Origin of the sequence: Streptomyces sp. NPDC012827, assembly GCF_042900905.1 — a bacterium.
In the GTDB taxonomy this organism is placed as follows: domain Bacteria; phylum Actinomycetota; class Actinomycetes; order Streptomycetales; family Streptomycetaceae; genus Streptomyces; species Streptomyces gulbargensis.
This window is the reverse complement of the sequence record NZ_JBIBBY010000006.1, coordinates 248,041-266,793: the sequence shown is the minus strand read 5'-3', so window position 1 is coordinate 266,793 and position 18,753 is coordinate 248,041. Positions and strand designations below refer to the sequence as shown.

Annotated in this window: 16 protein-coding genes; 12 read left to right on the top strand and 4 right to left on the bottom strand. The window is 74.7% G+C overall.

All coding sequences use genetic code 11. The features are described from left to right. Nucleotides 1-92: 92 nt before the first annotated feature. The 5 genes from ACFY60_RS15885 to ACFY60_RS15865 all read left to right on the top strand — a co-directional run bounded on the left by ACFY60_RS15885 (nucleotide 93) and on the right by ACFY60_RS15865 (nucleotide 6,264). On the top strand, nucleotides 93-908 hold the full coding sequence (locus tag ACFY60_RS15885) for a phytanoyl-CoA dioxygenase family protein (protein ID WP_388614299.1): 816 nt from the start codon (nucleotides 93-95) through the stop codon (nucleotides 906-908). Continuing rightward, nucleotides 905-1,261 carry a hypothetical protein gene (locus tag ACFY60_RS15880; RefSeq protein ID WP_388614296.1) on the top strand — a complete coding sequence of 119 codons (357 nt, stop codon included), beginning with the start codon at nucleotides 905-907 and terminating at the stop codon, nucleotides 1,259-1,261. Before ACFY60_RS15885 ends, ACFY60_RS15880 begins: the two co-directional genes overlap by 4 nt. Before the next feature lie 160 nt (nucleotides 1,262-1,421). Beyond that, a complete protein-coding gene (locus ACFY60_RS15875) occupies nucleotides 1,422-4,286 on the top strand; it encodes a glycoside hydrolase family 3 C-terminal domain-containing protein (RefSeq protein ID WP_388614293.1) in 2,865 nt (954 codons plus the stop codon). A 116-nt stretch (nucleotides 4,287-4,402) separates the two neighbouring features. Continuing rightward, nucleotides 4,403-5,386: an acetylxylan esterase gene (locus tag ACFY60_RS15870; protein ID WP_388614290.1), complete on the top strand. Its 984-nt coding sequence runs from the start codon at nucleotides 4,403-4,405 to the stop codon at nucleotides 5,384-5,386. 392 nt (nucleotides 5,387-5,778) lie between these two features. Beyond that, nucleotides 5,779-6,264 carry a DedA family protein gene (locus ACFY60_RS15865; RefSeq protein WP_388614287.1) on the top strand — a complete coding sequence of 162 codons (486 nt, stop codon included), beginning with the start codon at nucleotides 5,779-5,781 and terminating at the stop codon, nucleotides 6,262-6,264. 150 nt (nucleotides 6,265-6,414) lie between these two features. Here the strand turns inward: ACFY60_RS15865 and ACFY60_RS15860 are convergent, their stop codons facing one another. The 3 genes from ACFY60_RS15860 to ACFY60_RS15850 form a co-directional block, all read right to left on the bottom strand. Then, a complete protein-coding gene (locus tag ACFY60_RS15860; RefSeq protein WP_388614285.1) occupies nucleotides 6,415-8,004 on the bottom strand; it encodes a sensor histidine kinase in 1,590 nt (529 codons plus the stop codon). A gap of 135 nt (nucleotides 8,005-8,139) precedes the next feature. Continuing rightward, a complete protein-coding gene (locus ACFY60_RS15855; protein ID WP_388614282.1) occupies nucleotides 8,140-8,970 on the bottom strand; it encodes an ABC transporter permease in 831 nt (276 codons plus the stop codon). Beyond that, nucleotides 8,967-9,950, bottom strand: coding sequence for an ATP-binding cassette domain-containing protein (locus ACFY60_RS15850; protein WP_388614280.1), 984 nt, complete (start codon nucleotides 9,948-9,950; stop codon nucleotides 8,967-8,969). The genes ACFY60_RS15855 and ACFY60_RS15850 overlap by 4 nt, the downstream gene beginning before the upstream one ends. 282 nt (nucleotides 9,951-10,232) lie before the next feature. On the opposite strand from ACFY60_RS15850, the gene ACFY60_RS15845 reads away from it, so the two are divergent. Further along, on the top strand, nucleotides 10,233-10,916 hold the full coding sequence (locus tag ACFY60_RS15845; RefSeq protein ID WP_388614721.1) for a response regulator: 684 nt from the start codon (nucleotides 10,233-10,235) through the stop codon (nucleotides 10,914-10,916). A 54-nt stretch (nucleotides 10,917-10,970) separates the two neighbouring features. Here the strand turns inward: ACFY60_RS15845 and ACFY60_RS15840 are convergent, their stop codons facing one another. Continuing rightward, on the bottom strand, nucleotides 10,971-12,026 hold the full coding sequence (locus ACFY60_RS15840) for a LuxR family transcriptional regulator (RefSeq protein WP_388614277.1): 1,056 nt from the start codon (nucleotides 12,024-12,026) through the stop codon (nucleotides 10,971-10,973). 268 nt (nucleotides 12,027-12,294) lie between these two features. Between ACFY60_RS15840 and ACFY60_RS15835 the strand changes: the two genes are divergently transcribed. From ACFY60_RS15835 to ACFY60_RS15810, 6 genes are all read left to right on the top strand, one after another. Beyond that, a complete protein-coding gene (locus tag ACFY60_RS15835; protein ID WP_388614274.1) occupies nucleotides 12,295-13,707 on the top strand; it encodes an aminopeptidase P family protein in 1,413 nt (470 codons plus the stop codon). A 194-nt stretch (nucleotides 13,708-13,901) separates the two neighbouring features. Next, nucleotides 13,902-14,108, top strand: coding sequence for a cold-shock protein (locus ACFY60_RS15830; protein ID WP_388614271.1), 207 nt, complete (start codon nucleotides 13,902-13,904; stop codon nucleotides 14,106-14,108). Between the two features lie 242 nt (nucleotides 14,109-14,350). Then, complete coding sequence (locus ACFY60_RS15825; protein WP_388614268.1) at nucleotides 14,351-14,764, top strand: STAS domain-containing protein; 414 nt, start codon at nucleotides 14,351-14,353, stop codon at nucleotides 14,762-14,764. 274 nt (nucleotides 14,765-15,038) lie between these two features. Continuing rightward, the gene (locus ACFY60_RS15820; RefSeq protein WP_388614265.1) at nucleotides 15,039-15,521 is read left to right on the top strand and encodes a GNAT family N-acetyltransferase; all 483 of its coding nucleotides are present in this window, start codon (nucleotides 15,039-15,041) and stop codon (nucleotides 15,519-15,521) included. A 319-nt stretch (nucleotides 15,522-15,840) separates the two neighbouring features. Further along, a complete protein-coding gene (locus ACFY60_RS15815; RefSeq protein ID WP_388614262.1) occupies nucleotides 15,841-16,497 on the top strand; it encodes an isochorismatase family protein in 657 nt (218 codons plus the stop codon). 240 nt (nucleotides 16,498-16,737) lie between these two features. Continuing rightward, nucleotides 16,738-18,750: a SpoIIE family protein phosphatase gene (locus tag ACFY60_RS15810; RefSeq protein ID WP_388614260.1), complete on the top strand. Its 2,013-nt coding sequence runs from the start codon at nucleotides 16,738-16,740 to the stop codon at nucleotides 18,748-18,750. The last annotated feature ends 3 nt before the right edge of the window (nucleotides 18,751-18,753 follow it).

Here is an 18,753-nt window from a genome sequence, read left to right as displayed (position 1 = left end):
GGCGGAGGCGGCGGAAGGCACAGTGAAAATCGACCAGTGGAGGGTGAACGCGGCCCACGCGCCGCGCAGCGGCCGGACCTAGCGTGGCCGTCATGGAGAACAGGCAAGAACTGCTGACCTCGGTTCAGATGGCGCGCTTCGTGGCGCGCGGGTCACTGCGGTTGGACGCGGTCGTTCCGGCGGAGATGAACGCCGAGGGCCTGGCGGTACTGGCGGACGGGGTGCCGCCGGTGCCGTACGGGACGCCGCTGTCCGACGCGTACGCGAAGGGCTCCTTCGTCCGCAGGCTGCTGGAACTGCCGCAGGTGGCAGGGGCCCTGCGCAGCCTGGTCGGCCCGGACCCGTGGGTGGACCACCACTTCGCGCACACGCGCGAGCCGCGCGGAGGCGCCGCGCAGGCGCTGCACGGGGACGCCATCATCGACGTCCGGCCGGACGCCTTCGACGTCCAGTTGATGTACTACCCGCAGGACGTGACGCTGGAGATGGGCGGAACGCTCAGCGTGCCGGGCAGCCATCTGCGGCGGATCAACGAATCGGACACCGGCCGCTACCAGAACCTGCGCGGTCAGGACCGGTTGGTCTGCCCGGCCGGCACGGTGGTGCTTCTGCACCACGGCCTCTGGCACGCCGGCCGGCGCAACGACAGCGACACCCTCCGCTCCATGTTCAAGATCCGCTTCAATCCCAGGGTGCGTCAACGACGTCTGTGGGACACCTCGGACCTTCACGACCCGCGGGTGGCCGCGGAGTTGGACGCCATGTTCCCGTGGTACGAGGGAGCGACCGGCCGGCTGGAGCGGTACAACCGCATCCTGCTGTGGCGGGAGCTGACCGGCGACGACGGCTTCGATCTCGACCACTGGGTGACCAGGGTCTCCAACCGCCCGAAGGGGACCGTGGCATGACGGCCGAAGCGATCCCGCCCGCGTCGCAGGACGGCGAGGACGCCATCGCCGCCCCGGTGCCGCGGCAGCAGGTGCTCGTGCTGTACCTGGCGAGCTCGGCGCTGGACTCCGCAGTCGTCGGCTGGTCGCGTTACGACGGCACCGGCCGCACCTCGCCGACCACGGGCGACAGTGACGAGCCGCCGTACGAGACGGGGGTGGCCGCGCTGCAGGACGGCTGGCGGCTGTTCCAGGCCGCCCAGCTGATCCCGCCGTACCCGGGGCACGAGTACGACGTCTCCTTCCTCAAGCACGAGTTCTTCTTCGAACGGGTCGTCGACGCGCGAACCGGAGCCTGGCATCGAACCGCTTGACCCCGCAAGGTCGAGCGACGGCGCGGTTTCGCGGGCCCGGTGAAGTTGATGGCCCAACAGTTTCTCTGCGGCTTTCATTGACAGGTCTCGGGGGCGAATGGGACCGTCGAAGCGCTTCGACGAACGGCCACCGCACCCAGCTCGCCCGAGGGGTTTCCACGTGAGTTCCGCGTCCGCGTCCGGATCCGAGCGTCCCGATTTCCGTGATCCCGCCCTGCCACTCCAGAAGCGCGTCGACGACCTGCTCTCACGGCTCACGCCCGAGGAGCGGATCGCGATGCTGCACCAGTACGCGCCGGCCGTCCCGCGGCTCGGCCTCGCTGCCTTCCGTACAGGCAGCGAGGCCCTGCACGGGGTCTCCTGGATGGGGGTGGCGACGGTCTTCCCGCAAGCCGTCGGCCTCGGCGCCACCTGGGACGAGGACCTGGTGCGCCAAGTCGCCGAGGCCGTCTCGGTCGAATTGCGCGCCTTCCACCACCACCGCACTCCCGCCGCCGGTGACGGCCCCCACAGCCTCCAGGCATGGGCGCCCGTCCTGAACCTGCTGCGCGACCCGCGCTGGGGGCGCAACGAGGAGGGCTACTCCGAGGACCCGGTGCACACCGCCCGGCTCGGCGAGGCGTATTGCCGGGGTCTGGCGGGCGACCACCCGACCTACCTGCGGGCGGCTCCCGTCCTCAAGCACTTCCTCGCCTACAACAACGAGGACGACCGCTGCACGACCTCCTCCGGACTGCGCCCGCGCGTCCTCCACGAGTACGACCTGGCCGCCTTCCGGCCCGTCGTCGCCTCCGGCGCCGCGACCGGAGCCATGGCCGCGTACAACCTCGTCAACGGCCGCCCCTGCCACGTCAGCCCGCTGATCGAGACCGAGCTGCGCCGGTGGGCGCGGCCCACCGGCCACGAGCTGTTCGTGGTCAGCGACGCCGAGGCCCCCTCGAACCTGGTCGACCCGGAACACTACTTCGACGACCACGCCGAGGCCCACGCCGCCGCCCTCAAGGCCGGCATCGACAGCTTCACCGACCACGACGAGGACAGCGCCACGCCGGTGGGCCGGCTGCGCGAGGCGCTGGAGCGCGGCCTGATCGCACAGGCCGACGTGGACCGCGCGGTGCGTCGCCAGCTCGAACTCCGCTTCCGTCTCGGCGAGTTCGACCCGGACCTCGACCCGTACGCCGGGATCGGCCCCGAGGCGGTCGACCGCCCCGAGCACCGCGCCCTGGCGCGGCACGCGGCGACCGAGTCGGTGGTACTGCTCAAGAACGACGGGCTGCTGCCGCTGGACCCGGCGCGCACCCCCAGGATCGCCGTCATCGGCCCGCTCGCCGACACGCTCTGCGAGGACTGGTACAGCGGCACCATGCCCTACCAGGTGACCGTCGCCGACGGCCTCGCCGCCGCACTCGGCGCCCACGGCGGCGAGGTGGCCCGGGTCGAGGGCGCCGACCGCATCGCGCTGCGCTCCCGCACGACCGGCGAACTCCTCGGCAAGGGCGCCTTCGACGTGACCGACTGGGGCCGCGGCATGCTGACCCTCCGCGCGGCCGACGCCGGCCGATATCTGAGCCTCAAGGACGACGCCACCGTGGCGGCCGATCAGAAGGTGCTCAAGAACTGGTTCGTCAAGGAGACCTTCCGGCTCGAACCGGCCGGGGAGGACACGGTGCTGCTGCGCTCCGTGCTCACCGGCCGCTACGCCGCCGTGGATGCGGCCGACGGCCGCGTCACCGTGACCGCCGGTACCCCGGACGCCGCCGAACGCTGGACGCGGGAGCTGCTGCGCGACGGCGCGGCCGAGGCCCGGGAAGCCGCCCGGGCGGCCGACGCGGCGGTCGTCGTCCTCGGCAACCACCCCATGATCAACGGCCGTGAGACCGAGGACCGCGCGGACATCGACCTGCCCGCGACGCAGGAGGAGCTGCTCCGCACGGTCGCGGCCGTGCGCCCCGAGACGGCGCTCGTGGTGATGAGCAGCTACCCGTTCGCCGTCGACTGGGCCGACGCACACCTGCCCGCCGTGGTGTGGACCTCCCACGGCGGGCAGGAGACGGGCCACGCGCTCGCCGCCGTGCTCCTCGGCGAGGCCGACCCCGCCGGACGCCTCCCGCAGACCTGGTACCGGGGCGACGATCCGCTGCCGGCCCCGCTCGACTACGACATCATCAAGGCGGGCTGGACCTACCAGTACCACGCGGCCGCTCCCCTCTACCCCTTCGGCCACGGCCTGTCGTACACCGACTTCTCCTACCGTGACCTGCGGCTGTCGCGGTCGTCCACCGGCCGGGACGGTGCGGTCGACGTCACGGTGACCCTGGCCAACAACGGTGCCCGGGCCGGCAGCGAGGTGGTGCAGCTCTACGTCCGGGCACTGGACGCCCGTCACGAGACGCCCCGACTGCGCCTTGCCGACTTCCGCAAGGTACGCCTGGAACCGGGGGCGAGGCGCGAGGTGACGTTCCGCCTGCCCGCCGAACGGCTCGCCCACTGGGACGTCACCACCTCCGCCTTCACCGTCGATCCCGGCGCCTACGAGATCATCGTCGCCCGCTCCGCCGGCCACCCGGTCCTCACAGCACCGCTGACGGTGACCGGCACAGCCGCGGCGCCCCGGGCGGTCGTGGACCGGCGGACCCCGGCGGCCGACTTCGACGACTACGCGGACGTCACCCTCGTCGACGCCACCCGGGCCGACGGTGACGCGGTCACGCCCACCGACCCCGCTCGTCCCGGGACGCTCCTCTTCCGTGACGTCGACCTCTCCGGAGCCGTCCGGATCGAGGCGGAGACCGCCCGCGAGGACGCCGGATCGAGCGAGGCACGGCTGGTCGTCCGGGTGGGCGACCGGGTGCTGGCCGAGCTCGACGTCCCCCGCACCGGCGACCGCTACGCGTGGCGGACCGTCGCCGGCGAACTGGACGCCCCGCCCGAGGGTGCGCACGACCTGCGCCTGACCCTGCACGGTGACTTCCGCCTCTCCGCCTTCCGCTTCGGCAGCCCCGGCAGCCCCGGCAGCGCCGGCTGACCGCTTGCGCGCCCGCCCGTGAACCGGCGGCCCGTCCGACGGGTGGGCCGCCACTCCCGTGCCCGGGACCCGCGAAATCCCGCCACCTCGTCCACACTCCCATCGGAGGACTCCCCATGCCGCTCACCGACCTCGGGACCGACGAGCTGGTCGGCTACCGGCCGCAGCTGACCGTTCCGAACGACTTCGACGGGTTCTGGCGGGACACCCTCGCCGAAGCCCGGTCCTACGGCGGGACGGTCAAGGCCGAACGGGTCACCTCCGCGCACCTGCTGCACACGGTCGACGTCGACGACGTGCGCTTCCCCGGCTGGAACGGCGAGCCGGTGGCCGCCTGGCTCCTGCGACCGCGCGGCGCGGAGGGGCCGCTGCCGGTCGTCGTCACGTACATCGGCTACAGCGGCGGCCGCGGTCTGCCCACCGAGCACCTCCTCTGGTCCGCCGCCGGCTACGCCCAGCTCGTCGTCGACAGCCGGGGCCAGGGCCACGACACCCCGGACCGGACGGCGGGCGACGGCACCCAGTGGGCCGGAGGGTTCATGACCCGAGGCATCGACTCCCCCCAGAACTACTACTACCGGCGGCTGATCACCGACTGCGTACGCGCCGTGGACGCCGTCGCCCAGCTGCCCGGCCTCGACCCGCGCAGGATCGTGGTGGCCGGAGGCAGCCAGGGCGGCGGCCTGACCCTCGCCGTCGCCGCTCTCGCCGGAGACCGCGTGGCGGCGGCGCTGCCGGACGTCCCGTTCCTGTGCCACTTCCGCCGCGCCGTGCGGATCACCGGGGAGGGCCCGTATCCGGAGATCGCCGCGTACCTGCGCTGGCACAGTCGCGAGCGCGTGGAACGGACCCTTGCCACCCTCGACTACTTCGACGGCGTCCACTTCGCCCAACGGGCCACCGCGCCGGCGCTGTTCAGCGTCGCCCTGATGGACCCGATCTGCCCGCCCTCCACGGTGTACGCCGCCTACAACCACTACCGGGGCGAGGACCGTGCCCTGACCGTCTGGCCCTTCGGCGACCACGGCGGCGGGTACGGCTCCAACCCGCCGGTCCAGCTGTCCTGGCTGCGCGAGCGTGGTCTCGCACCGGAACTCTGACCGACGCGTGAGCACCTCGGGTCTCGCCCGGAGCGCGCAGCCGGGCCGGCCGAGCGGCCCCACGCTCTCGAGCACCACCTGGCGTAGGTCGGCACGGCGGGACGGACCTCCGACGCACAGCCCGCCGTGGCCGGCGCCCGCCGCGTCACCACGGCGTGTACAGGGCGGACGGGCGTTCGGTTAGTCTGGCCGTGCCGGGCGGGCCCGGCTCGGCGTCGGACCGGTTCCGGAGCCGCCGCGGGGAACGCAGGGGACGGACGGAACGGGCAGAGGTAGAGCGCACGTGACAGACGCAGACCGGGCTCGGGCTCGTCGTGGTGCCGCCGGGACGGGGCCCCGACGGCGGCCGAGGAGGGGCGCGGGCAGCGGTCCGGCGCCCCGGATGAGGCGCCATGGGTAAGGTCGCGCTCACGGCAGCCGCCCTCTACGTCATCGTGCTGCTCCGGGCGGGAGGAACCTTCGCCGTCGGATGGCTGGCCGGGGCCGGGGCCCGGCGGAGCAGGCTCGCGGGGCGGATCTCGACCGCCAAGTTCGCGCGCGTGGAACGGGCGATCCAGCGGTGGGGCGCACCGGTGGTGGCCGTCTCCTTCCTGACCGTCGGTTTTCAGACCGTCGCCAACCTCCTCGCGGGCAGCATGCGCATGCCGCTGACCCGCTACCTGCCCGCCCTGTTCGTCGGGGGAGCGGCCTGGGCGCTGATCTACGCGACGGCGGGCCTCGGCGTGCTCGAAGTGCTGGTCAGGCTGTTCGCCGAGCACCCGGCGCTCGGGGTGGCCGCCGTGGCCGGTCTCCTCCTCGCGGTGGGCGGCGGGGTGGCGTACCGCAGGAGAAGGGCGGCGGCGTCGGCTCCTCCCGATGCCGGGGACGAGAAGTCCTGAACCCGTCCGGAGCCGTGGCCCAGGGGTGAGCCCCCGGTCATCGAGCGCCCCCGGTCCGCCCGGCCACCGCAATCCTAGGAGCCGTCGGCGTCCTCGCAGCGCGGAACCCCCCTCGGCATGGAGCCCTCGCGCGTCGACGGGCTGTCCTGCCTACCGGGCCGGTTCCGCCGGCAGGGTGTCCTTGCTCCGCAGGATGTCGCCCGACCAGCACAACCGGTACAGGTCGACCGGCCCCCACAGATCGCGGCCGGAGCGGTAGAAATCGCAGCGCGTCCCCGCCGGGGCGGGCGCCGAGCGGGCGTGATCGGGCGGGTACGCGAAGGGGCGCTCCGGCAGGAGCGGGGCGAGGTCCGTACGGGACCACCCCGGCTCCAGGTGGGCGAACCGCGACGGCGGCAGCACCCCGGTCGTCAGCTGCCAGGCCAGGAGGGCGGCGGCCGGGACGAAGAAGGCCGCCGCCGCGACCGGCGCCGCGAAGGCGAGGACGGAGCGGCGGCGGGCGGTGCGCCGGGCCCGCGCCAGGCGTGCGGCCGATTCGGGGGCGGTCGCGGAGCCGTCACCGCCCGCGCCGGGCGCCCGGCGGTCCGGCGCCCGGTGGGGGAGGACGGCGGTGAGCCGGAACCCGTCCCGGTGCGGGCCCGCCGTCAGCGTGCCGCCGAGCACGGCCACCCGCTCCCGCAGCCCCGGCAGGCCCCGGCGACCCGACCCCCCGGCCGCCCCGTCGGCGCCGGGCGCGGGGAGCGTGTTGACCACCGTCACCCGGGTGCGGTCGGCCTCGTGGTCGAGGGTCACCCGGACCGTGCCGCCCGGGGCGTGCTTCACGGCATTGGTCAGCGCCTCCTGCACCACCCGGTACAGCCCGCGCGCGATCAGGGGTGACAGCGCGGGCGCCGGTCCGCGCCGCTCCCAGCGCAGCGGCACCCCGGAGGCGACCGCCCGAGCCAGCAGGTCGTCCACCGTCTCCGGTACGGCGGCGTCCGCCGTACCGGGATCGCGGGGCTCGTGCAGCACGGCGACGGTCTCCCGCAACTGCTCGACGGCGTCCACGACGGTCTCGCGCAGCTCGGCCAGGTCGGCCCGGTCGCGCGGGGTGAGGTCGGGGGAGAGTTCGAGGGCACCGGCCCGCAGCGCGACCAGACTCAGCGCGTGCCCGAGGGAGTCGTGCATGTCGGCGGCGACGGCGGCGCGTTCGGTCAGCCGGGCCCGCTCCGCGACGAGGTGCTGCCGCTCCTCGAGGCTCCGGGCCAGCCGCCACCCCTCCCGTACGAGTTCGCGCCGGCCGCGCCACTGCCGGCCGGCCAGCCACGGCAGCAGCAGGGCGGCGGGCAGCACGGTGACGGCGTAGAACCACCACACCGGCGGCACACGCAGCAGGGCGCACACCGCCACATCGACGGCCAGGCATCCGGCCAGGACCAGCGAGGGGCCCCGGGCCTGCACGACCCGGGCGCCCAGCAGACAGCTCAGCACGGCCACCGACAGGACCTGCGCGTTGGCCGGGGTCGAGGAACCCGCGAGCCCCACGGCACACAGTCCGTTCGCGAGGAACACCGCCACCCCCGGCCGGGCCCGGGACAGCGGTACGGCCACTGCCAGGACGGCCGACGGGAACAGCAGGCCCGTCACCGGCGAGGACGCGCCCGCCTCCCGGAAGCCGTACCAGGTGGCGGTGGCGAGCGCCGACCACAGCGTCACGTCGACGAGCAGGCGCCCGACCGGGGGTGTGCGGAGATGCCGCATGAGGGATCGGCGTCCTTTCCGGTCGTCTCGGCACGTGCGCTCGCCGCACGCCGCCCGCGCGGTGTGTTCCGTCCGATTGTGGGGGACCGGCCCCCGGGCCCGGCAGGCGGTCGTGCCGGGCCGTCCCGCCCGGCCTCAGGCGTCCCTGCGCCGCAGCACGTACAGGCCGGTGAGGTGGGCCGCCGCGGCCCACGCCACCACGACGAGGACGGCCGTCGGCACGCTGTACGGCGCGTCGGCGCCGGCCCGCATGAGGTGGTCGCCCGCCCCGTACGGGAGACGGTCCTCGACGGCCGCGAGCGTCTCGCCGCCGAGCCCGAGGAGCACACTGGGCAGCCCCCACAGCAGCAGGACCAGGACGGAGAGGGCGCCGGCCGCGTGCCGGGTCGCGAAGGCCACGCCGACGGTCAGCACGGCGACGAGCGCCTCGTAGAGCGCCAGACCGAGGATCTGCGCGAGGGCCGTCCCCGCCGCGAAGGAGGCCCGCCCCTCGAAGGGCCCCCACGCCACCGCCGTACCCACGAGCCCGTACACGGCGCCGCCGAGGAAGGCGACGGCCGCCGTCACGAGCGCCTTCGCCGCCTGGACCCGGGGCCGCCGTGGCACCGCCAGGAGCGAGGAACGCACGCTCCCGGTCGCGTACTCCGAGGTGACCGCGACCGTGGCGAGGACGACCACGGCGAACTGCGAGATCACGGCGGAGGCGGCCGCCGCGTTCGCGACCGGCTGCACCGGATGGCCGTTGATGCGGGCGATCGAGGCGTAGTAGAAGGTGAACACGCCCGTGACGAGGAGCCCCGCGGCGAGACAGAGCCAGGCGGACCTGACCGACCACAGCTTGCTCCACTCGGCGGCCACGGCTCCCGCGAACCCCCCGTACGCGCGTGACCCGGGTCGTCCGGAGCCGTCCGCCACCGTCCCCGTCTTCTCCGGTCCGGCCGGTCCGCCGTGCGTCGTCGTGCTCATCGCCGGTCCCCTTCCGAGCCGCCGCCGCTCCCGCCGTCGGCGCCGTACGCGGTCTCCGCGGCGGGGCCGCCCGTCACGTACTCGACGCTCCGCGCGGTCAGATCCATGTACGCCTGTTCCAGGGACACCCGGACGTCGCTCAGACCGTGCAGCCGTACGCCGCAGTGGTGGGCGAGGTCCCCGACCTCGGCGGCCGTGCGGCCCTCGACCAGGAGCGTGCCGTCCGCCGATGTCTCCACGCCCACGCCGTCGAGCGCCGTCAGACGGTGGGCCAGCACCGCCCGCTCCTGCGGATCGGGCACCGAGGCGCGTGCGGAGGCGGGGGAGGCGGAAGCGAGGAAATCGGCCATGGGGGTGTCGTCGAGCAGCCGGCCGCGGCCGATGACGACGAGGTGATCGGCGGTCAGCTGCATCTCGCTCATCAGATGGCTGGAAAGGAAGACCGTGCGGCCCTCCGCCGCCCGGTCCCGCACGAGCCGCCGGATCCACCGCACGCCGTCGGGGTCGAGGCCGTTCACCGGCTCGTCCAGGATCAGCACCGGCGGGTCACCGAGCAGCGCGCCCGCCACCCCGAGCCGTCCGCTCATGCCGAGCGAGTACGTTCCCGCCGGCCGGCGGGCCGCCTGGCCGAGGCCCACCGTCTCCAGCACCTCGTCCACCCGGCGCACCGGGATGCCGTTGGACCTGGCCTGGGCGATCAGGTGCGCGCGGCCCGAGCGCGCGGGATGGACGGCCCGGGCGTCCAGCATCGCGCCGACCGCCCGCAGCGGGCGGCGCAGATCGGCGTACGGCCGGCCGGCGATCAGTGCCCGCCCGCGCGTCGGGTGGTCGAGCCCCAGGATCATGCGCATGGTGGTGGACTTTCCGGCCCCGTTGGGACCGAGGAAACCGGTCACCCGGCCGGACCGGATGTCGAAGGTCAGATCGTCCACGACGAGCTTGTCGCCGTAGCGTTTCGTCAGTCCTCTGAGGCTGATCACGGAAACTACCTCGCTGTCGGTCGGTCGTCGCGTCGGGCCGGAACGGCGCGGCGCGGTCGGCGTACGGGAGCGGGGGCCCACGAACCCGGCGGGCACTCCGCCGTGTTCCCGTACGGCACCGACGCTAGGAGCGGGCGGGGGCCACGCCCATCGGCCGAAGGGAAGGAGCTTCCCGCCGTTCGTCGGGGGTGCCCTCGTCCCCCGGGACGATCTCCGGCGGGCGGCGCACGGCCTAGGCTCGTCCGCGTGGACGAGAGGACGGCGGGCGGCCGAGCGGTGAGGATCCTGGTCGCGGACGACGAGGCCCTGGTCAGGGCGGGCATTCGGGCCGTCCTGGCGCGGGACCCGCACACCGAGGTGGTCGCGGAGGCGGGCGACGGGCACGAGGCCCTCGCGCTCGCCCACCGGCACCGGCCGGACGTGGTCCTGCTGGACATCCAGATGCCCGGCCTCGACGGACTGTCGGCGGTGGCCCGGTTCCGCCGGGAGCTGCCGGCGGTCGGCGTGATCATGCTGACCACCTTCGGGCAGGACGCGTACATCACCCGCGCTCTGGAGGAAGGCGCCGACGGCTTCCTGCTGAAGGCGGACGACCCGCGCGAACTCCTCAGCGGGGTACGGGCGGTGGGCGCCGGGGGCGCGTACCTGTCCCCCCGGGTCGCCGGCCGGGTCATCGCCGGCCTGCGGGCCCACCGGTCGGCGCACCCCCTCCGTCCGCTGCACCGGCTGACGGAACGGGAGCGCGAGGTGCTGGCCGCACTCGGCGCGGGGCTGTCCAACGCGGAGATCGCGAACCGGCTGCACCTGGTCGAGGGCACGGTCAAGGCCCACGTCAGCGCCGTCCTCGCCAAATTGGGCGTCCGCAACCGGGTGGAGGCGGCCGTCGCCGCCCACGAGGCCGGTCTGACCCTGCCGGGCCCGGGACGCCCCCCGGGGCCCGGGACGACCCCGCCGGGTTCGGCATGACCCCGGTCGCGGGTTTCCGTCCACCGGGCCGGCCGGTGAGGCATGGGGGCCCGGTCAGAGCCAGCCCGCGCGCTGCGCCTGAAGGGCCATCTGGAAACGGCTGGTCGCCCCCAGCCGGGCCATCAGGACCTGGACGCGACGGAAGAGGGTGCGGCGGCTGACGCCGAGCTCGCGGGCGATGACCTCGTCGGGCGCGCCGGCCGCGAGGAGCCCCAGGAGGCGCCGGTCGGCGGGCGGCGGTCCGCCCGGGCGCGGGGCGGAACCGCCGTGGAAGGGCAGAGCGTTGTTCCAGGTCTGCTCGAAGAGGGCCACGAGGGCGGAGAGCAGGCCGCACGGCTGCACCACCAGCATCGTGTTGTGCACATCGGCCTCCCGGATGGATAGCGACACCAGCGCGTACGCCTCGTCGATGATCACCAGCTTGACCGGGACCGAGGGCAGCACCCGCGCCTGTTCACCGGCCTCGATGCAGGGCTCGATGCTCGTCGTCAGGTTTCCCGGGTGCTCCAGCGAGGCGCGCGAGTACACGACCCGCTGCGTCACCCCGCGCGCCAGCGTGGCCAGGGCGTCCTCCGTCGCGCCGGGCAGGGGGAAGTAGGGCGGTGAGTCGAGCTGCCGGATCTGCTCCCGGGCACTGGCCCACGCCTGCCGCATCCGGGGACCCACCGCGTCCCCGGTCACGACCTCCACCAGATGGTCGTTGTACGAGGCCAGGCGCTGCCGCCGGAAGGACTCGAAGGCACCCCCGACGGTGATGCGCGATTCGTCCAGCTCGGCCGCCCGGTGCCGGCCGAGGATCTCCAGGCCCGCGGCGGGCGGCACCGGCGCCACGACGTCCGACGATCCCGTGCCGGCACTCGCCAGACCGGCGTCGACCAGCTCGCCGTACGCCGCGGCGAGTGCCGCGCCGCTCAGCCCGGCCGCCTCGCCGACCGCGTCGAGCGGCGCGGGCGCCCGCTCCAGCAGGGCCGGATACACCCGGCTCGCGGCCTCGCCGACCCCCAGCAGCCGCAGGGCGTCGGCGAGCCGGCTGTGCGCTGCGGCCGCTGCCGGTGAGGGCGTGGCGGCCGCCCGGGGCAGGGGCACGGGGCCCGGGGAGGCAGGAGTCATGGCCGCATTATCGACGGCGGCCGGCGCGCCGGGAGCGGGCGGGGGACGGGTCCGGTGGCCGATCCGTGCCACTGGCACCGCCGCGCCCCTGAGCGGCCCGCCCGCCGGTACCGTCCCGGCTCGGACACGCACCGCCACCGGCACCGGGGGAGGCGGGCCTCACGACAGCCCGGCACCGCCACCGCGACCGCCACGGCGGGTCGGCGGTCACCGGCCCCGCACGCACGGACGCACGCCCGGTCACCGACCGGGACGAAAGGAGCACCTCATGGCCAAGCGCCGCAAGAACGGGCTCTACCACGACATCTCCGAGGAACTGTCCGCGCTCATGCGCACGGGATGGGCCGACACCGAACGGCACGACCTGGAGCCGGACGAGCAGGCCCCGTACGCGGCCCGGCGCCGCGCCGCGCTCTCCGCGCGCTTCCCGGGCGAGCGCCTCGTCATCCCGTCCGGCAACCTCAAGACGCGCTCGAACGACGATCCGTACCCCTTCCGCCCCTACTCCGGGTACGTGCACATGACCGGCGACCAGGCCCGGGACGGCGCCCTCGTCCTCGAACCGCGCGCCGACGGCGGTCACGACGCCTACTGCTACCAGCTCCCGCGCGACAGCCGGGACGACGACGAGTTCTGGACCGGCTACCACGCCGAGCTGTGGACGGGCCGCCGCCGCTCCCTCGCCGAGTCCGAGCGCGTCCTCGGCCTGCCCTGCCGCGACGTCCGGACGGCCGCCCGGGACCTGGCCGCCGGATCCGGCGCGCCGACCCGGATCGTCCGCGGGCACGACCCGGCCCTGGAGGCGGCCGTCACCACCGACGAGGAGCGGGACGCCGAACTGGAGACCGCGCTCGGCGAGCTCCGGCTCGTCAAGGACGACTGGGAGATCGGCGAGCTCCGCAAGGCCTGCGACTCCACCGTGCGCGGCTTCACCGACGTGGTGGGGGAGCTGTCCCGGGCGGTCGCCACCTCCGAGCGGTGGATCGAGGGCACCTTCTTCCGCCGCGCCCGCCTGGAGGGGAACTCCGTCGGCTACGGCTCCATCTGCGCCGCCGGTGAGCACGCCACGATCATGCACTGGACCGACAACGACGGCCCCGTCCGCCCCGGCGACCTCCTGCTGCTCGACGCCGGCGTGGAGACCCGCACGCTCTACACCGCCGACGTCACCCGCACCCTGCCGGTCTCCGGCACGTTCACCCCGCTCCAGCGGCGGATCTACGAGGCGGTGTACGAGGCCCAGGAGGCCGGCATGGCCGCCGTCGAGCCGGGCGCCCCCTACCGCGCCTTCCACGAGGCGGCCCAGCGCAGCCTCACCGCGCGCCTGGTCGAGTGGGGCTTCATCGAGGGACCCGTGGACCGCGCGTTCGCCCTCGGCCTCCAGCGCCGGTTCACCATGGCCGGCACCGGGCACATGCTCGGCCTCGACGTGCACGACTGCGCCACCGCCCGGACGGAGCAGTACGTCGACGGCGTCCTGGAGCCGGGCATGGTGCTCACCGTCGAGCCCGGCCTGTACTTCCAGCCGGACGACCTCACCGTGCCGGCGGAATGGCGCGGCATCGGCGTACGGATCGAGGACGACCTGCTGGTCACCGCCGACGGACACGAGAACCTCTCGGCGGGGCTGCCGCGCACCGCCGACGAGGTCGAGGCGTGGATGGCCCGCTTCGCGGGGTGACCTTCCCGCACCGGCGGCGGGGCGCCGGGCCGCTCCCGGTACCCCACCGCCGCCTCCGGGCGCGGGCGGCGCGGGCCCGCCCCCGCCCGGCCCGGAGTACGCGCGCCTCGCCCGGGGGGCGGACAGACGGATCCGCCGCCACGGGGTAGGGATCCCTCGGAAGGCGCGTACGCGCCGGGAGCCGAGGAGGCGTCGTGGAAAACAGGGTCACCGGATTCGTTCAGTCCTTCAACCGTCACGCCGGCTACGGGTTCGTCCTCGCCGTGGGCTCCGAGGACCCGGTCTACTTCCGGGCCGAGGACGTGGAAGGCGGGGACCAGGCCCTTTCGGAAGGGCAGCAGGTCTCGTTCGTGCTGGTCCTGGGAGAGGGCCGTTTCGAGGCGAAGGAGATCCGCCCCTGACGGTGCCGGCCGCCGCGCTCCCGCGCCGGCCCGCACCGTTCGGCGGGACGTGACCGCCGAGGCCGGGGACGGGACGGCTGCGGCCGGTGGGGCGGGAGGGAAGGAGCCCGAGGCGAACGGGCGAGCGAGCCGGAGCGGTACATTCACCGATTCAGGTGACAGTGGACCAGGCGAAACGTGCCTCTCCTGGACAGGGCCGCCACGCTCGTCGTGACACCTGGCCCCACCCTGTGGAGCGTCCGATGCAGCTGATCCCCCGTCACGACCCGCACCTCCTCGTCCGCTCGTCCGACGGTCACACCGTCGCGGCGCTCCTCGGTGAACTCGACCTCGTGCAGGTCCGCCGCCTGCGCCCCGAGTTCGACGCCCTCGTCCGCGAGTCGGACGCCCTGACCGTCGACGTCCGCCGGCTCGCCTTCTGCGACGCGACGGGGCTCGGCCTCCTCGCCCACGGCGCGGGACGGGCACGGGCGGCCGGAGTCCGCTGGTGGCTGGTGTGCGACCAGCCCTGGCTGCTCCGGCTCATCCGGCTGACCGCGCTCGACGAACTGCTGCGCCCCCGCCCCTTCACCCCCTACGGGGCACTCGACCCCGTGGTGCCCTCCCGGCCTCCCGGGCCGGTCGACCCCGGACGGTGTGACGAGGTGGTGCCTTAGGCCGTGTCTTTCGGATCTTGCCGGGCTCGCGGCGTCTGGCACCGCGCCTCTCCCCCGTGGCCCTTCGGGCACGGGAGGTGCCCCCAGCGTTGTCGTCGGTCGCCGATGCTCCGCATGGACTCCCTCCTCCGCCTTGCGATGCACGGCGCCAGACGCCGCTCCCTGATCCGGCCTGATCCAAAAGACACGACCTAGGCCACGGGCGACGGGCCCCTGTACCCGGCGCCGCCGGGCGTCCGCCGGCGCCCGAACGGCTGTGCCAGAATCGGGCCGCATGAAGCATGATCATGACGACCCGCGTCTGTCCGTCGGTCACGGTGACCCCGCGCTCCAGGCGGTCCTCGACAAGGGTCTCGACGCCTTCAACTTCCCGGCGACCGGCACCACGCCCGAGGACCAGGGCGAGCTGTCGGTGAAGGCCGTCGACGAGTCCGGCGAGGTGATCGGCGGTCTGACCGCCTGGACGTGGGGCGGGCTGCTCGGCATCGAGATGCTGTGGATCCGCGAGGACAGCCGCCGCGACGGCTGGGGGAGCCGGCTCCTGCGCGCCGCCGAGGAGGAGGCCCGGCGGCGCGGCTGCGACCGGGCGACCGTCTCCTCGTTCACCTTCCAGGCCCCCGACTTCTACCGGCGCCACGGATACGTCGAGACCGGCCGCACCCTCGGCATCCCCGGCGGTGCGGAGGACGTCCACTTCTACAAGCGGCTGACCGCGCTTCCCGAGGGCGGCGGCTCCGAGGGGAGCGGCGCCGCGTAACCGTGGACGGACACCTCCCGTGAGGGTCCCCGGCGCCGGCCGACCGTGGCCGGCCGGCGCCGGGCCAGCCGCTCGTGGAGAGGCCGGCCAGGCGCCGGGCCGCGCGGGCCGGTCCGCCGGATGCCCATCGGCCCGGTGGACCTCGGCGAGGACCCGTACGCACGCCTTCAGGTCGTCGTCGGTCCGCGGCCTGGGCCGGCCGGGGTGACGGGCTGCCGGGGGGGCCTGCTCGACGAGAGCCCCCCCAGACCCGGCCCCTCCTGGGGGCCGGGCGTTTATTCCGTGGCCAGGCCGGGGGGCGGCCGGTGATGATGGGCGGATGGTCTCTTCCCTGCCACCGGTGGACGCCCTGCTCGTCGTGGATGTGCAGTCCGCCTTCGTCACCGGGCCCGGCGCCGTGCCCGACTCCCGCCGTCTGGTGGACCGTACGGGCGACCTGATCGCGCGGGCGCGGGCGGCCGGCGCGCTCGTCGTCCACCTCCAGAACGACGGACCGCCCGGCGCGGAGGACGAGCCGCACACCCCCGGCTGGGAACTCCATCACCCCGTTCTGCCCGGTCCCCGCGAGACGGTCGTCCGCAAGACGTACGACGACGGCTTCGAGGAGACGCCGCTCGGCGGCCTGCTGTCCGGCCTGGGCGTGTGCGCGGTCGCCGTGTGCGGCGTGATGTCGGAGATGTGCGTGCAGGCGACGGCCCGTACGGCCCTGGATCTCGGCCACCGTGTCGTCGTGCCGTACGACGCCCACGCCACCCAGGACGTCCCGGCCGTGCCCGGCGTCTGCGAGGCGGTCCCGGCAGCCGTCGCCTCGCGGGTCGCGGCGTACGCCCTGGGCTCGGACGCGGAGGTCACCGTGCCGGCCTCCGCCGTCACCTTCCGGGCCCCGGGGGCGGCCGAGGGCCCGGCCCGGTCGGAGGCATCGGGCCGGACGCCCGCGAGCAGCCCGGCCGCCCGCCCCGGAACCCGCTCGGGGTGACGCCCCTCAGCCCTGCCCGCCCAGGGGCCATGACGGGCGAGGGTTCGCGGCGTGCCGCCGCGACGGCGGGCCACCGTTCGGCCCTGCCGCGCAGCGCCCGGCCGGACGTCCTCGGCTAGGGTGAGGCGGTAGGGATCGCCCCCCGGGGGCCAGACCGATGCGTAGGTCGATGCGGTGGGCACTCATCAGTTTCCGAACAGGGTTCCGCAGCCGCCCCGGGCGGCCGTCGGGGACGCCGGTGTGCTCCGGGAACTGCTTCCCATCGCGCTCTGGCGCGAGGACGCCGAAGGCCGCATCGTCGAGTGGTCGCTCGCCGCCCAGGACCTCCTCGGCCACCGGCCCGAGCACGTGCTCGGGCGCCTCGCCACCCCGCTCCTCGTCCCCGACGCCAACCGCGAACTCGCCGACCGGCTGACCCGCCGCGTCCAGGCGGGCGAGACGATGGTCGGCACCCTGCCGGTGCGCCACCGCGACGGCCACAACGTCGCCATGGAGATGTGGATCGTCCCGGCGGCCGACCCCCGGGGCCGGCCCGGCGCCATGCTGATCGCCGTCGAGACCTCCGAGGTCCTGCGGATGCGGGACAACCTCGCGGCGATGGAGAGCCTCTTCACCCAGTCGCCCATCGGCCTCGCCCTGCTCGGCCCCGACCTGCGGTTCCTCCGCGTCAACGACGCGCTCGCCCTGATGAACGGCGTCTCCGCCGCCGAACACCTCGGCCGGCGCCTCACCGAGGTCGTCCCCGGCGTCAACGCCGTCGCCCTCGAATCCCTGATGCGCCAGGTCATGGAGAGCGGCACGGCCGTCGTGGACGCCCGCCGGGTCGGCCGTACCCCCGCCGACCCCGGCCGCGACCACATCTGGTCCTGCTCCTACGCGCCCCTGCTCGACCGCACCGGACAACACCTCGGCCTCATCGCCTCCCTCGTGGACATCACCGAGAGCCAGGAGGCCCACATCGAGGTCGAGCGGGCCCGGCACCGCTTCGCCCTGCTCGCCGAGGCCGGCGCCCGGATCGGCACCACCCTGGACCTGCGCCAGACCGCCGAGGAGGTCGTCGACTTCCTCGTACCGCAGCTCGCCGACTCGGCCGACGTCCAGATCCTCACCTCGGTCCTGGCCCCGGACGACCCCGCCGAGTCCACCCGCGGTCTCCTGCGCCGCCTCGCCGCCCGCTTCCCCGACCCCGCCGCGCCCACGGCCCTGCTCGCCGCCGGGCAGACCTTCCAGCTGCCGCCGGGCTCCGTGTACGAGGAGGTCGTCGCCCGCGGCAGGCCCACCCGGCTCCGTACCTCCGACATCCCGGCCCTCTTCACCGACCCCCGGGCCGAGGCCCTGCGCTCCTACCTCGCCACCCGCATCGGTTCGGCCCGGCTCGTCCCCCTCGTCGCCCGCGGCACGGTCCTCGGCGCGGTCACCGTGACCCGGCTGCGCACCCGGGAACCCTTCGACGAGGAGGACGGCGTCCTCATCGACGAGGTCGTCGCCCGCGCCGCCCTCAACATCGACAACGCCCGCCTCTACACCACCCAGCGCGAGGCCGCCCTCACCCTCCAGCGCAGCCTGACCAACAGCGCCCTCCCCGACGTCACCGGACTCGAACTCACCGGCCGCTACCTGCCGGCCAGCGCCCACGACGTCGGCGGGGACTGGTTCGACGCCATCGCCCTGCCCGGCGGCCGCACCGGACTCGTCATCGGCGACGTCATGGGCCACGGCATCCACGCCGCCGCCGTCATGGGTCAACTCCGCACCGCTGTACGGACCCTGGCCCGCCACGACATCGCGCCCGCCCGGATGCTCAGCTCCCTCGACGCCGTCGTCTCCGACCTCGGCGAGGACACGATGGCCACCTGTGTCTACGCGGTCCACGACCCGGCCGCCGGCACCTGGACGATCGCCCGCGCCGGGCACCCGCCGCCCGCCGTCGCCACTCCCGACGGCGCCATCACCTTCCTCGAAGGGCCGCCCGGCACGCCCCTGGGCACCGGCGGCCACGACTTCGCCACCGAGGAGGTCGCCCTGCCCCCGGGCGGTCTTCTCGTGCTCTACACGGACGGACTCATCGAGGCCCGCCACCGCGACCTCGACCAGGGCATGGACGAACTGGCCCGCGCCCTGCGGCCGTTCCTCTCCAGCCCCCTGGAGACGCTCTGCGACGAGGTCCTGGCGCGGGTCCTGTCGGCGCCCGCGCAGGACGACGTGGCGATGCTCCTCGCCCGTACCACCGAGGCCGGCTCCGGCACGGTCTGAGGC

Coding starts and splice junctions, on each gene's coding strand:
- ACFY60_RS15885 (WP_388614299.1), top strand. CDS start 93: ATGGAGAACAGGCAAGAACTGCTGACCTCGGTTCAGATGGCGCGCTTC.
- ACFY60_RS15880 (WP_388614296.1), top strand. CDS start 905: ATGACGGCCGAAGCGATCCCGCCCGCGTCGCAGGACGGCGAGGACGCC.
- ACFY60_RS15870 (WP_388614290.1), top strand. CDS start 4,403: ATGCCGCTCACCGACCTCGGGACCGACGAGCTGGTCGGCTACCGGCCG.
- ACFY60_RS15865 (WP_388614287.1), top strand. CDS start 5,779: ATGGGTAAGGTCGCGCTCACGGCAGCCGCCCTCTACGTCATCGTGCTG.
- ACFY60_RS15860 (WP_388614285.1), bottom strand. CDS start 8,004: ATGCGGCATCTCCGCACACCCCCGGTCGGGCGCCTGCTCGTCGACGTG.
- ACFY60_RS15855 (WP_388614282.1), bottom strand. CDS start 8,970: ATGAGCACGACGACGCACGGCGGACCGGCCGGACCGGAGAAGACGGGG.
- ACFY60_RS15840 (WP_388614277.1), bottom strand. CDS start 12,026: ATGACTCCTGCCTCCCCGGGCCCCGTGCCCCTGCCCCGGGCGGCCGCC.
- ACFY60_RS15835 (WP_388614274.1), top strand. CDS start 12,295: ATGGCCAAGCGCCGCAAGAACGGGCTCTACCACGACATCTCCGAGGAA.
- ACFY60_RS15825 (WP_388614268.1), top strand. CDS start 14,351: ATGCAGCTGATCCCCCGTCACGACCCGCACCTCCTCGTCCGCTCGTCC.
- ACFY60_RS15820 (WP_388614265.1), top strand. CDS start 15,039: ATGAAGCATGATCATGACGACCCGCGTCTGTCCGTCGGTCACGGTGAC.
- ACFY60_RS15815 (WP_388614262.1), top strand. CDS start 15,841: ATGGTCTCTTCCCTGCCACCGGTGGACGCCCTGCTCGTCGTGGATGTG.